This window comes from Novosphingobium sediminis, from assembly GCF_007991615.1.
GTDB lineage: Bacteria > Pseudomonadota > Alphaproteobacteria > Sphingomonadales > Sphingomonadaceae > Novosphingobium > Novosphingobium sediminis.
The window spans coordinates 114,564-127,737 of the sequence record NZ_BJYR01000012.1; the positions used below are offsets into that span (position 1 = coordinate 114,564).

Sequence of the window (13,174 nt, forward strand, 5' to 3'; positions counted from 1 at the left end):
ACGCTACCAGCTTTTCCCGAAGATCTTGCCGATCAGCTTGCTCCCGGTCCCCAGCGGATTGCGCCGGATCTCGCGTTCCTGCTCGCCGAGGTAGAGGAACACCCCGTCGCTGGCCTTCTGAGTGACATAGCCGGTCAGGTCGCGCGCACCGAACTGGCCGGCAATCATGCTGTTCTTCGCGGTGAAATTGTCCAGCGCCTGAAACGCCTTCACGCCCGAGAGCGACTTCGAGACAACCGGCGTCATCGCCTGCTGCAGATCAGGCCCCATCGTCCGGCGGAAATAGTCGGTCGCGGAGGTATCGCCCCCGGTCACGATTCCCAGCGCGTCGGTCACCGTCATGCGGGTGATCGCGGTCTTGAGCAGCGGAAGCGCCTTGCCCACCGCGCCTTCCGCTGCGGCGTTGAGCTTGCCTGAAAGCCCGCCGCCCACCCCGGCGCGGTCGAGCGTTGAAAAGAGCCCGTTGAGACGCCCGAGCGGCCCGGGCAGGCCGATGCGCACGCGCGGATCATCGGCAAACCCGCCCGGCCGGCCGAGCTGCGCGACCACCCGCTCCGCCGCCTTGCCGAGCGCCAGCTTGAGCCCGCTGGAGGCCTCGGTACTGGTGACACCGGGCAGCGGAGTTGTGGTCGTGCCTGCGGTCGTGCTGGTAGGTGTGTCCGCGCTCGTGGTGCTGCCAGCAGTGGTGCCGCGCCCAAGGATCGTGCCGAGAATAGCGCCCGCATCCTGCGCCGATTGCGCGGCGGCGGTGGTGGCGGCAAGCGCTGCTGCTCCGGCGGCCAGCCACAATGTCCGTGCGCGCATGATCTCGTCCCCTCGTTACGTTTCGGTCAGTCTGCGCTGCCGCGCCGGCTCCGGCAAGGGGCATGCCTGCACCAAGGGGAGGGGCGGCGCGGCGCCGCGCTAGTCAAAATGGCAATGGCACCACTCGGTGGAGACACCTAGCTCCCTGTCGTCAGGCCCCTGCAGCGGAGCGTTCCCATGCCCCATACCAATCGCCGCGTTTTCCTCCGGCAATACCGCGAAGGGCTCCCGCTACTCGAGGACTTCGGCATCGAGGAAAGCGAGATTGCCGAGGTGCCTGCCGGGCACGCGGTGGTGAAGGTCGATACGCTCTCGATGGACGCGTGGATCCGCACCACGCTGACCCCCGGCAGCTTCCATGAGACGGCGGGGCTTGGCACCACGATCCGCGCGCTCGGCGTGGGGCAAGTGGTCGAAAGCGCCGATCCCGCGCTCGCCGTGGGAGACTGGGTTTACGGGATGCTAGCGGCGCAGACCCATGCGCTGGTTCCGGCCGCAAGCCTGACCAAGCTCGATCTTTCGAACAGCCTCAAGCCGGCAGACTATGTCGGTCCGCTCGGTCTCACCACGGGTCTCACCGCATGGGCCGGTCTCGTCGCAGTGGCTGAGGTCAAGGCGCAGGATACGGTGCTCGTATCGGGCGCTGCCGGCGCGGTCGGTTCGATGGTCGTCATGCTCGCCAAGGCGCGTGGCAGCCGCGTGATCGGCATCGCCGGTGGGCCTGCCAAGTGCCAGTACCTCACCGAAAAGCTCGGTGCGGACATCGCCATCGACTACAAGAATGCCGATCTTGCCGCCGAAGTCGCGGCTGCGGCCCCGGCCGGGATCGACGTGTTCTTCGACAACGTCGGCGGCGAGATCCTCGACGTCGCGCTCGCGAACCTTGCCCCGGCCGATGCCCGCATCGCGATCTGCGGTGCGATCTCGCAATATTCGGACCTTGGCAACGTGCGCGGGCCGAAGAACTACCTCAAGCTTGCCGAGCGCAATGCGATGATGAAGGGCTTCGTCGTGACCCACTACGCCGCGCGCTTCCCCGAAGCGAAGGCCGAGATTGCCGGGCTGATGCAGGAAGGCAAACTCGATCTGCCCGAGCACGCCGTGGAAGGCATCGACAACTTCGCAGAGGCGCTGTTGCTGCTCTTCGCGGGCGGCCACACCGGCAATCTGCTGGTGCGGCCTTAAGCCCGGCTCACTCCTGCATGGCGTAGACCTTCACCAGATCGTGGAGGAATCCCCGCGCGGTCATGAGTGACTGCACCTGAAGGTGCTCGTTATGGCCGTGGACCTCGTTGCCATCGGGGTCCGCGTAGAGCCCCGGCACGCCGAAGGCCGGAATGCCGAGCGGGGCGAGATAGGCTGCATCCGTTGCAATCAGGCTGATTGCGGGCACCAGTTGCACGCCCGGATAGTAGCTTGCGACAAGTTTCTCGGCCGGACGCAGGACGCGCGGATCGTGGACCGGCGGCAACGGCGGAGGCGCGGCGCGGCCAACCCGCGACATGATGACCTTCGGATCGCCGATGGCACTATAGAGAGCATCGCGGGTTTCCTCGGCAGTCTCGCCCGGCACGATGTAGCAGTTGATGGTTGCCTTGGCGGTCTGGGGGATCGCGGTGACGATATAGCCACCTTGTATTAGGGTGGTGAGGCAGGTTGTCCGCAGCATGGGATCGTAGGTGGGGTCGGAAGAAACAATCGCCTCGGCCGCGCTGTCCTTGGGATCGGCCGCGATGCGGACCATGGCCGCACCCATGGCATCGCCGCGTGCCACACCCGCCTGCGCAAAATAGCGGCGCGTCGTGACGTTCAGGTGCAGCGGGAACCTGTAGGCACGCACTTTCTGCAGCGCGTCGATCATCTTCGAGATGGCGTTGTCGTAGTTCGGGATCGCGCTCGGGCCGCCCGCGCTGAAGGTTTCGACATCGAAGTTCGCCATCGTCATTTCGCCGATGGCGATCGATTGGGTCACCACTTTGCCGTGCCCATCGGTCAGACCGCCGCCGCCTTCGCCGAGGGCAAACTCTGCTTCCAGCAATTCGGGACGGTGCCGTGCCAGCCATTCCGTGCCATTGGCCCGTGCGGACAATTCTTGCCCGCAGGTCAGCGCCAGCTTGATCGTGCGCTTTGGCTTCAAGCCTTCAGCCTTGAAGCGCAGCAAAGTATCGACCCAGATCGCATCGAGCGCCTTCATGTCGGCCGTCCCGCGGCCGAAGAAGGAGCCGTCCCTCTCGACGAGTTTGAAAGGATCACGTTTCCAGTGCCGCGGATTGGCATTGGCAACATCGAGATGGCCCAGCAGCAGCATCGGCTTCGCCTTGGCCGAATTGCCCGCCATCAAAACGACGATACCGCCGTCGAGTTGATAGGCCTCGTCGCGGAACAGCGTGATCTGGTTTTCGGCAAAGCCCGCATTGCGAAAGCGCTCGGCAATCTTCAGGACCAGCGCGTTGCAATCCCCCGTCGCTGCCGACGTATCGGTTTCGACCATGTCGCGGTAGAGGTCGCGGAATGCCAGCTCGGCGCCATCCGGTCTCGGCGTCTGTCCGGCCAGCGCTGCCGGTGTCCCCAGAGCCATCGCGACGGCTAGTGCCACCGAGCAAATTGCTGTCCCCCTCATTGTCGCTTCTCCGTCGGCTTAAGTGTTAACCCTTATTCCCAACCATAATGGACAATAATGGATTGACCTTGATGCAGGTCAAGCGAGTGAACGTTCACCTTTGGGCAGTTTTTTCAGCCGAAACATTGACTTCGCTCGCCACCGCCTCCTCTCTGGAACAAGCCGGCCTGGGCAAGAATTCCTTTCCGAAGGCAGGGAATTGCGCTGTTTTCGCCATGCCGCTCGGGCTAGGTTAGGAAGCAGTCGCACGAATGCCATCGGGGCGGAGCGGCTTTCGGCAAGCGGGAGGCGGCATGATTGAACTGGTTAAGGATCAGCGGGGATCACCGGTGCGCCGAATCATTCTGGCGTTAACGATTGTGCTGCTGTCGCCTGCCTTTGCCCGCGCAGAAGCGCCCGCCGATGGACAGCGGCTGATCCTCGTCACCATGGACGGCACGCGCTGGCAGGAAGTTTTCCGCGGGCCGGACAAGGCGCTGGTGGCAGAGCCGAAGTTCACCGACCCCGATAGGCAGCAGACGATCGAGCAGGCGTGGGGCAGTGGCCCTGCGGTCATGCCCTTCCTCCACAGCCTGCCCGCGCAGGGCGGCGTGCTCTATGGCAATCGCGATGCGGGCGATTGCATGCGGCTGACCAATCCGATGTGGTTTTCCTACCCCGGCTACAACGAGATGCTCACCGGCCGCCCCGATCCGGCGATCACCACCAATGACAAGATCTGGAACCGCAACGTCACCTTCCTCGAATGGCTGAACCACCGCCCGGGTTTTGCCGGGAAGGTCCGCGTCTACGCGACGTGGGACGTGTTCCCCTACATCATCAACGAACAGCGCAGCGGCGTCCCGGTCAACGCGGAGAGCCCCGGCGCACGCCCCACCGAAACCCGCACCATGCGCCTTGCCCAGCAGGCGCTGCGCAGCGCGAACGGGCTGCGCGTGCTTTATGTCGCCCTCGGCGATACCGATACGTTCGGACACGAGGGCAATTACGCGCAGTATCTCGCCTCGATGAACCGCGATGATGATTTCATCGCCGAGCTTTGGCGCATGGCGCAGGCCGATCCGGCCTGGCGCGGGCGGACCACGCTGATCGTCACCACCGATCACGGGCGGGGCGCCAAGCCCGGTGCGTACTGGAAAGAACACGGCAGCGCGGCGGCGTGGAAGCTCAACTCGCCCGATTACACAATTGCCGATCCGGAGGGCTTCAAGGGCTCGGACGAGATCTGGCTCGCTGCGATTGGCCCCGGCGCGCACGCCGCTCCAGTCGGTAGCGCCTGCTTCACGCAAGGCCAGGTCGCAGCCAGCGCACTCACCGCGCTGGGAGAGGACTGGAAGGCCTTCGATGCGGGGGCAGCTGCCCCGCTGCCGTTCTTCACCGGCCGCTGAGCAGGCCTACTTCCGCCGCACCCACTTCAGATCATAGTCCGTCGTCCAGGTCTTGCCGCCGTCCTCTGTCCCTGTCGCCAGCTCGCGGATCGTGCCGTCTGGCATCTGGCTCAGCGTCCAATGCCGCAGCCGTACCTTCCCGCCGGGAAGCGGCTTCTCGGTCACGTAGAGCATCTCGCCCGGCTTCGCGAGATTGCCGCGAAACACCGTTGCCGCGCCGTCATCGGTCGCCCAGCTATAGCCCCACGATCCCAGCAGCCGCGAATAGTTGAACAGGCCGATGCCGTTGCCGGTCGGATGGCCGTCGGTCTTCTTCCAGTGTTCCTCGATGGCGCAATCGTTGAGGATCAGCGTCATCGTCACTTCGTCGGTCTTCGTGCTGCCGGTGTAGACATCCCAGCTCCCCACGGTGAAATCCAGCTCGCGGAACTTGGGATCGTTCTTGCAGGTCTCTGCCGGGTTGGGCGCCGTCTGGGCAGCGGCGGGCGCGGCAAGGGCGATCAAGGCGGCGGCAAGCAGCAGGCGGTGCATCGGCGGTCTCCTGTCGAAGTCTCCGCGATGAGGCCGCAATTTCGGCGATTGCGCAAGGCCGCATTGCGATTACAAATCATGGCGGAGCGGCGCGCAGAACAAGGGGGCAAGCGATGGCGGAATGGACGGACAAGGAACTCGGGCTCCATTTGCCGATCGCCCGGCGTGATTTCATCGGCGGCGTTGCGGCAGGGGCCGCGATGGCCGCAGCGCCCAAGGCGCTGGCGCAGGCTGCGCCAACTTCAGCTGCCGCCTCTGCTGCGGGCAGCGATTATCCGCCGCTGCTCACCGGCCTGCGCGGCCAGTATCCCGGCTCGTTCGAAGCTGCCCACATGGCGCGCGACGGAGACTTTACCGGCGCACTTCAGGCGGAAGACAGCGGCGAGCACTACGACCTCGTCATCGTCGGCGGCGGCATTTCCGGCCTCGCCGCCGCGTACTTCTACCGGCAGGCGCTGGGCGACGACCGCAAAATCCTCATTCTCGACAACCACGATGATTTCGGCGGCCACGCCAAGCGCAACGAGTTCCACTACGAAGGCCGCACCATCCTTGCCTACGGCGGCACGATGAGCATTGAATCGCCGTTCCCCTACAGCTTCACCTCGAAGAAGCTGCTAGCGGAGCTTGGCGTCGATCTCACCAGCTATCACCGCTACGAAACCAAGGCCTACGATGGCCTCGGCTCGGCCACCTTCTTCGACAAGGAGCACTTCCTTGCCGACAAGCTCGTCACCGGCACAGGCGCAAAGCCATGGCCGCAGTTCTTCGCAGAAGCACCGCTGACCGGCGCGGTCCGCGGGGACCTGACCCGTATCTTCACCGAGAAGGTCAACTACCTGCCGAACCTGACGCCGGAGGCCCGCGCCGAATACCTGCGCCACATCAGCTATCAGGATTACCTCCTCAAGCACGCGAAGATGCTGCCGGAAAGCCTTCCGTTCTTCCTCGGCCACTACTTCCGCAACAACAAGCGCGTCGATACGCTCCCCGCGTGGGAAGCCGCGCTCGGCGGGCGGATGCCGGGCTTCGCGGGCATGGACCTGCCCGAGCAGATCACCGCGGAAGCGCAGCATTTCCACTGGCCGGACGGCAACGCCACCGTCGCGCGGCTCCTTGTCAGCCGCCTCATCCCCGGCGCGTTCCCGTCAGACAAGCTCGACCAGGAAAGCGTCGTCCTCGCGCCCGCGCGCTATGCCGCGCTGGATAATCCGGCGAACCCCACCCGCATCCGCCTGAAAAGCATGGTCATCCGCGCCGAACATATCGGCAAGCCTGCGCGGCAGACCGAAAAGGCCGTGCGCGTCGTCTATGTGAAGGATGGCAAGCGCGTGTCGGTCACCGGGGCCAACGTCATCATGGCCTGCTTCAACATGGTGATCCCGTTCATCGTGCCCGAGCTGCCCCAGCCGCAGAAGGACGCGCTGCACTACGCCTCCAAGGTGCCGATGCAGTATACCAATGTGCTGGTGAAGAACTGGCGCCCCTGGGCCAAGCTCGGCGTGAAATCCATCGGCGCGCCCAACGGCTATCATATCGGTGCCTCGCTCGACACGCCGATGAACATCGGCGGCTATGCCAGTGCGCTGACGCCTGACGAACCGGTAGTGATCCACATGGTCCGCAATCCCAACCAGCCCGGCCTGCCGCGCAAGGAACAGAACCGGCTAGGCCGCGCGATGATGCTGGCCGAGGAATACCCCGCGATCGAGCGCGAAATCCGCCTGCAACTCCAGCGCATGCTGGGCGGGGCGGGGTTCAATGCTGCGCGCGATATCGCCGCGATCACCGTCAACCGCTGGCCGCACGGCTATGCCTATACCTACGATACGCTGGGCGATCCCGAAGTGCCGGATGAACTGCGCCCCCACGTGATCGGCCGCCAAACCTTCGGCCGCATCGCCATCGCCAATGCGGACGCGGCGGGGAGCGCCTTCACCAATACGGCAATCGACATGGGCGAACGCGCCGTGCAGGAATGCCTCATCAGTCGGGGGCTCATCTGAGGCCATGATCGAGCTTTACCACTGCCGTGATGCCCGTTCCTTCCGCGCGCTCTGGGCGCTCGAGGAGATGGGCCTCGCCTATACGCTCCACACGATGCCGTTCCCGCCGCGCTTTCTCGCGCCGGAATACCTTGAGCAGAACCCGCTCGGCACGATCCCGCTCATGGTCGATGGCGAGACGCGGATGACCGAATCCAGCGCGATCCCGCACTACCTCGCCACCCGCTATGGCCCGACGCCGTTGGCTCTCACGCCGGACGAGCCAGACTACGGCCTCTACCTCGATTGGCTTCACCGCAGCGAGGCGACGCTGACGTTCCCGCAGACCATCGTCCTGCGCTACACCCGGCTCGAACCCGAAGAACGCCGCTTGCAACAGGCGGCAGACGACTACACCCAGTGGTTCTTCTCGCGCCTCAAGCACCTCACCCGCGCGCTGTCGGATGGCCGCGAATGGCTCTGCGCCGACCGCTTCACCATGGCGGACATCTGCACCGCCTACGCGCTCCTCCTCGCGAAGGACTTGGGGCTTGATTACAAGTTCAGCCCCGAAATCGCGGCCTATTGGCAGCGTGCCAGCGCGCGGCCTGCGTTCCATGCCGCCAAGGCCGCGCAGGACGAGGGCTGATTACTCCGCCACGCCGTAGTGGTCCGCCAGCGTCCTGCCGGTGAAGCCGTGCGTGTAGGACTTGGGATCAAGCGGCAACATACCCGCGTTCCATTCCGCCCACGCATCAGCCAATGTCTTGAACACTTCCGGTTCGCGCGATTTCAGGTTCGCGCGCTCCAATGGATCGGCCACCACGTCGAACAGGAACGTGTTGTCCGCGATCTTGAGGTACTTCCACTTCCCGCGCCGCGCCGCCTGCTGGCCGTGGTTCTTGTAGCGCCAGAACAGCGTGCGTTCGGGCAGGGAGCCACCGGAAAGGGCAGGGCGGATGTCGATCCCACCGCCGCGCAGGCCCCAGAAGTGGTCATAACCGCTCTTCAGCGGATCGAACGCGGGCAGGCTGCCAAGGTGCCACTTGCCGATCTGCGCGGTTTCATAGCCCGCCGCCTTCATCTGCGCGGGTAGCGTCGGCTCGCGCGAAGGCAGGCGTGCCCAGCAGGGCGGTACGACGGGTGATCGTGGGAGAGTTCATAGCCATGGCGCGGAGGCCTCCTTGCACAAGAGCAATCCTCGCGTTGTCGCGCCAGATCCGATGCCTGCAGGATTATGCACCGAGCAGCCTGCCGTCCAGCAAGCTTTGCTTGAGGGCCTTCAACGCAATGCCGCTTCGGTCGCCAGCCTGCTCATCACCACCGAGGCGCGGATCGCCGATGGACTTCTGATCTTTGCGGACAAACAGAAGGGGCGGCGGCCATGCGGCCGCCGCCCCTTCATGATTTCAGCTCAGGCGCCGATCAGAACTTCACGCTCGCGCGCACGCCGAAGGTGCGCGGGGCCTGGAACTGATAGGTATTCGCGCCCGCGTTGAAGTTCTGCGCCGCGTAGGCCAGCACCTGCTTGTTGAACACGTTGCGCACGTAGGCCGAGACTTCCCAGAAGCTGTCCACCGGCTTGAACTTGATGCTGGCGTTGGCCAGCACATAGTCCCACGACTTCGTGTCGGTGGTGTTGAACACCGAGTAGTAGAAGTCCGAGGAATACTTCGCATCGATCCGCGCGGTGAACGTGCCGAACGAGACGGGCACGTCCTGCTCGATCGAGCCCGAAGCGGTGAACTCCGGCGCGTTGGGCAGGCGGTTGCCGCCGATGTCGACCGCAACCGGCGGATTGGCGCCGGTGTTGATCTTGATCCCGTCGCCGAACTTGGTGTGCAGGTAAGCGGCGTTGATGTTCACGCGGGTGTTCTTGCTGGCGAGCGCGGTCAGGCTGCCCTCGATGCCGAACACCTTGGCGCTGCCCACGTTGAACACGCCCGAACCGCTCGAAACGGCATCGGTGGTCTGCGAGCCCTGATAGCCCTTGTAATTGAAGTAGAACACCGAGGCATTGAGCTGCAGGGTGTTGCCCATGAGCGAGTTCTTGGTGCCGATTTCGAAGGCATCGAGCCGCTCCGGACCGTAGTCGACCGAAGGCGCGCTGCCGTTCGAGTTGAACCCGCCCGACTTGTATCCGCGGTCATACTTCGCATAGATCAGCGTGCCCGGCGCGGGGCGATAATTGAGGCCCGCATGCCATGTCGGCTCGCCCTGGCTGAGGTTGCCGTTGCCCGGAGTGGTCAGCGGGAAGGGCGGGCAGGTGCCCGGCGCCGGGAAGTCGTTGCCGCACAGCGGGAAGGCGAGCGCGGGCAGGCTGAGCACGGCATTGCCGGTGCGCACCTTCTTGTCCCACGTATAGCGACCGCCGAGGCTAAGCTGCAACTGGTCGGTCAGCTTGTATTCGATCTGGCCAAACAGCGCCTGCGAACGCGTCAGGATGTCGTAGTCGAACTTGAGCGCATAGCGGTTCGACTGGTCGACATTGGGCAGGAACGAGAGCGGACCGCCGGGGCCGAACATGCCGCCGGGGCCGAACGCGCCGGTCATGTCGAGGTTGAAGATCCCCGAATTGACCACGTTCTTTTCCTGGAAATAGAAATAGCCTGCCTGGAAAAAGAGCCTGCCATCCTTGTTGTTGCTCACGCGGAATTCGTGGTTCCAGGTCTTGGGGGTTTCCTGCTGGCGGAACTGGCGGTTGGCCGGATAGCCGCCGGTCGCATCGAGCCGGTTGCGCCAGTTGGCGGTGTCATAGCCGCCGGAATAGATGAAGTTGAGGCCCATGTCGGCGCTGTAGGCAAGCTCCCAGCGCACGCGGTCGGATTCCAGCTTGGTCAGCGTCGGCACAAAGCTGGTGAAGGTCTTGGCCTTGCCGAAATCGGGCATCGGGCCGCCGAGGGGACCGCGGAACTGCGCATCGCCGTTCACGTCGCGGCTGTCATGCTGGTAAGAAACCCACGCCGAAAGGCCATTATCGCCCTTGTAGAGCGCCTGGATGCGGCCCGACTTGAAGTTCTCGTCATCGCCGTCGACAGCGGGGCCGGTGGACGTGCGATAGCCCTTGTGGCTGAGGATCGTGCCCGAGGCGCGGACTGCGAAGCCGGGGGCGAGCTGAACGTTGACGCCCGCTTCGCCGTTGAAGGTCTTGTAGTTGCCGGCCTCGATGCTGCCATATGCGCCAGTGCGCATTTCGGGGCGGTTGGTGATGATGCTGACCACGCCGCCGGTCGAATTGCGGCCCTGCAGCGTGCCCTGTGGACCCTTGAGCACTTCGATGCGTGCCACGTCGTAGAACGAGGAGCTGATGGCGAACGAACGGTTCACGAAGAATCCGTCGCGGGTGATTGGCACCGAAGGGTCGCCGATTTCGGTCACGTCGGTCGAGGCGATGCCGCGCACCGCGACATAGGCCGCACCGGTCGAGTTCGTCACGTTCACGCTGGGGTCGATCTGCGCCAGATCGCGAACCGTGTTGACGCCCTGCTCCGCAAGCTTGGCGCCGGTATAGACGTTGAGTGCGATCGGGGTGTCCTGCGCGCTCGAAGCGACGCGGTTCGCGGTGACGACGATTTCGCCAAGGCCTTCAGCGGGCTTGGCGGCATCGGCAGATGCGGCGTCCTGCGCCTGCGCGGGCATAGCCAGCGCGAAGAGGCTCGCGCCCAGCAGGTACGAAACGGCGGTGTTGGCCTTCATGTCTCTCCCCTTTGAATTGGAATCTTTTGATCGAATTAGATTAGGAATGATCATTCTAATATTAGGAACCGAAACGGACGTCAACCCATTCGCGCGATTCGGGAGGGGAGGGCGGTTCGACGGTCCTGGAGACGCGGACTGTCCTACATTCGGGCAAGCTGTCATGGTGCGCGCATGTCAATTGCCGCGCCCTTGCTACTGATCGCCTGCGCCGATCAAAAGCTGCTTACTGATCGAATGCAGTTATTGCTCAGGACTGTGTCAACTGTGTCAACTTGGCCTCGAGCCCCCGTCCTTCCGGCCCTGATGACACCGCAGGCCCTTGCTGCTAACGGCGCCTCATGACCGACCTTTCGCTGATCCGTAATTTTTCCATCATCGCGCACATCGACCACGGCAAGTCGACGCTGGCCGACCGGCTGATCCAGTTCACCGGGGGCCTCTCCGCGCGCGAGATGAGCGAGCAGGTGCTCGACAACATGGACATCGAGCGCGAGCGCGGGATCACGATCAAGGCGCAGACCGTCCGGCTCGATTACACCGGCAAGGATGGCAAGACCTATCAGCTCAACCTGATGGACACGCCCGGTCACGTCGACTTCGCCTACGAGGTCAGCCGCAGCCTCGCCGCCTGCGAAGGCGCACTGCTGGTGGTCGATGCAGCGCAGGGCGTCGAGGCGCAGACCCTCGCCAACGTCTACCAGTCGATCGAGCACGACCACGAGATCGTTCCCGTCATCAACAAGATCGACCTTCCCGCCGCCGAGCCTGAAAAGGTGCGGCACGAGATCGAGGAAGTCATCGGCATCGACGCGAGCCAGGCGGTGATGACCAGCGCCAAGTCCGGCATCGGCATCGAGGAAGTGCTCGATGCGGTCGTCGCCCGCATCCCCCCGCCGAAGGGCGACCGCGCCGCGCCGCTCAAGGCAATGCTGGTCGACAGCTGGTACGACCCCTATCTCGGCGTCGTCATTCTGGTCCGTGTGATCGACGGCGTCATCAAGAAGGGCCTCCAGGTCAAGTTCATGGCCGGCGGCACCGAACACCTGATCGACCGCGTCGGTTGCATGCGGCCCAAGCTGCAGGTGCTCGATGAATTGGGGCCGGGCGAGATCGGCATCATCACCGCGCAGATCAAGGAAGTCGCGCAGGCCCGCGTGGGTGACACGATCACCACCGTGAAGCAGGGCGCGACGCAGGCGTTGGCGGGCTTCAAGGAAGTCCAGCCGGTCGTGTTCTGCGGCCTGTTCCCGGTCGATGCGGCAGACTTCGAAAAGCTGCGCGAAAGCATCGGCAAGCTGCGCCTCAACGACGCCAGCTTCTCGTTCGAGATGGAAAGCTCGGCCGCGCTTGGCTTCGGCTTCCGTTGCGGCTTCCTCGGCCTGCTGCACCTCGAGATCATCCAGGAACGCCTCAGCCGCGAGTACGACCTCGACCTCATCACGACGGCGCCCTCGGTGGTCTACCGCCTGACGATGACCGACGGCACGGTGAAGGAACTCCACAACCCCTCCGACATGCCCGATCCGGTCAAGATCCGCGAAATGGAAGAGCCGTGGATCAAGGCGACGATCTACACGCCCGACGAATACCTCGGCTCGATCCTCAAGCTCTGCCAGGATCGCCGCGGCATCCAGACCGGGCTGACCTATGTCGGCGGGCGTGCGCAGGTGAGCTACGAACTGCCGCTCAACGAAGTGGTGTTCGATTTCTACGATCGCCTGAAGTCGATCAGCCGGGGCTACGCCAGCTTCGACTACGAACAGATCGGCCTGCGCGAGGGCGACCTCGTGATGATGAACATCCTCGTCAACAACGAGCCGGTCGATGCGCTGTCGATGGTCGTCCACCGCAGTCAGGCCGATCCGCGCGGGCGGCACCTCGTCGAGCGGCTCAAGGACCTCATCCCGCGCCACATGTTCAAGATCCCGATCCAGGCTGCGATCGGCGCCAAGGTCATCGCCCGCGAAACGATCAGCGCCATGCGCAAGGACGTGACGGCGAAGTGCTACGGCGGCGACATCAGCCGCAAGAAGAAGCTCCTCGAAAAGCAGAAAGAGGGCAAGAAGCGCATGCGGGAATACGGCAACGTGACGATCCCGCAGGAAGCGTTCATTGCCGCATTGCGCATGGGCGAAGAGTGACGGGCG

10 protein-coding genes are annotated in these 13,174 nt (G+C 64.2%); 5 read left to right on the top strand and 5 right to left on the bottom strand.

What is annotated here, in order from left to right; translation table 11 throughout:
- Window positions 1-3: 3 nt before the first annotated feature.
- Window positions 4-804, bottom strand: a complete 801-nt coding sequence (locus NSE01_RS08985; RefSeq protein ID WP_147159254.1) for a DUF4197 domain-containing protein — start codon at window positions 802-804, stop codon at window positions 4-6.
- A 177-nt stretch (window positions 805-981) separates the two neighbouring features.
- Here NSE01_RS08985 and NSE01_RS08990 point away from each other — a divergent pair, with 177 nt between their 5' ends.
- Window positions 982-1,989: an MDR family NADP-dependent oxidoreductase gene (locus NSE01_RS08990; protein ID WP_147159255.1), complete on the top strand. Its 1,008-nt coding sequence runs from the start codon at window positions 982-984 to the stop codon at window positions 1,987-1,989.
- A gap of 7 nt (window positions 1,990-1,996) precedes the next feature.
- Here the strand turns inward: NSE01_RS08990 and NSE01_RS08995 are convergent, their stop codons facing one another.
- Complete coding sequence (locus tag NSE01_RS08995) at window positions 1,997-3,400, bottom strand: M20/M25/M40 family metallo-hydrolase (RefSeq protein WP_246135125.1); 1,404 nt, start codon at window positions 3,398-3,400, stop codon at window positions 1,997-1,999.
- 317 nt (window positions 3,401-3,717) lie between these two features.
- On the opposite strand from NSE01_RS08995, the gene NSE01_RS09000 reads away from it, so the two are divergent.
- Complete coding sequence (locus tag NSE01_RS09000) at window positions 3,718-4,812, top strand: alkaline phosphatase family protein (protein WP_170233798.1); 1,095 nt, start codon at window positions 3,718-3,720, stop codon at window positions 4,810-4,812.
- Window positions 4,813-4,818: 6 nt separating this feature from the next.
- Here NSE01_RS09000 and NSE01_RS09005 read toward each other — a convergent pair whose 3' ends face one another.
- Complete coding sequence (locus tag NSE01_RS09005) at window positions 4,819-5,343, bottom strand: hypothetical protein (RefSeq protein WP_147159258.1); 525 nt, start codon at window positions 5,341-5,343, stop codon at window positions 4,819-4,821.
- A 113-nt stretch (window positions 5,344-5,456) separates the two neighbouring features.
- On the opposite strand from NSE01_RS09005, the gene NSE01_RS09010 reads away from it, so the two are divergent.
- Both NSE01_RS09010 and NSE01_RS09015 read left to right on the top strand, forming a co-directional pair.
- Entirely contained in the window at window positions 5,457-7,349 is a 1,893-nt protein-coding gene (locus NSE01_RS09010) for an NAD(P)-binding protein (RefSeq protein ID WP_147159259.1), read from the top strand.
- A gap of 4 nt (window positions 7,350-7,353) precedes the next feature.
- Complete coding sequence (locus NSE01_RS09015; protein WP_147159260.1) at window positions 7,354-7,977, top strand: glutathione S-transferase family protein; 624 nt, start codon at window positions 7,354-7,356, stop codon at window positions 7,975-7,977.
- On the opposite strand, the gene NSE01_RS09020 is transcribed toward NSE01_RS09015, so the two are convergent.
- Both NSE01_RS09020 and NSE01_RS09025 read right to left on the bottom strand, forming a co-directional pair.
- Complete coding sequence (locus tag NSE01_RS09020; RefSeq protein WP_281289495.1) at window positions 7,978-8,445, bottom strand: sulfatase-like hydrolase/transferase; 468 nt, start codon at window positions 8,443-8,445, stop codon at window positions 7,978-7,980. It lies immediately after the preceding gene.
- Between the two features lie 308 nt (window positions 8,446-8,753).
- A complete protein-coding gene (locus NSE01_RS09025) occupies window positions 8,754-11,024 on the bottom strand; it encodes a TonB-dependent receptor (protein ID WP_170233799.1) in 2,271 nt (756 codons plus the stop codon).
- Between the two features lie 341 nt (window positions 11,025-11,365).
- Here NSE01_RS09025 and lepA point away from each other — a divergent pair, with 341 nt between their 5' ends.
- A complete protein-coding gene (lepA, locus tag NSE01_RS09030; RefSeq protein WP_147159263.1) occupies window positions 11,366-13,168 on the top strand; it encodes a translation elongation factor 4 in 1,803 nt (600 codons plus the stop codon).
- The last annotated feature ends 6 nt before the right edge of the window (window positions 13,169-13,174 follow it).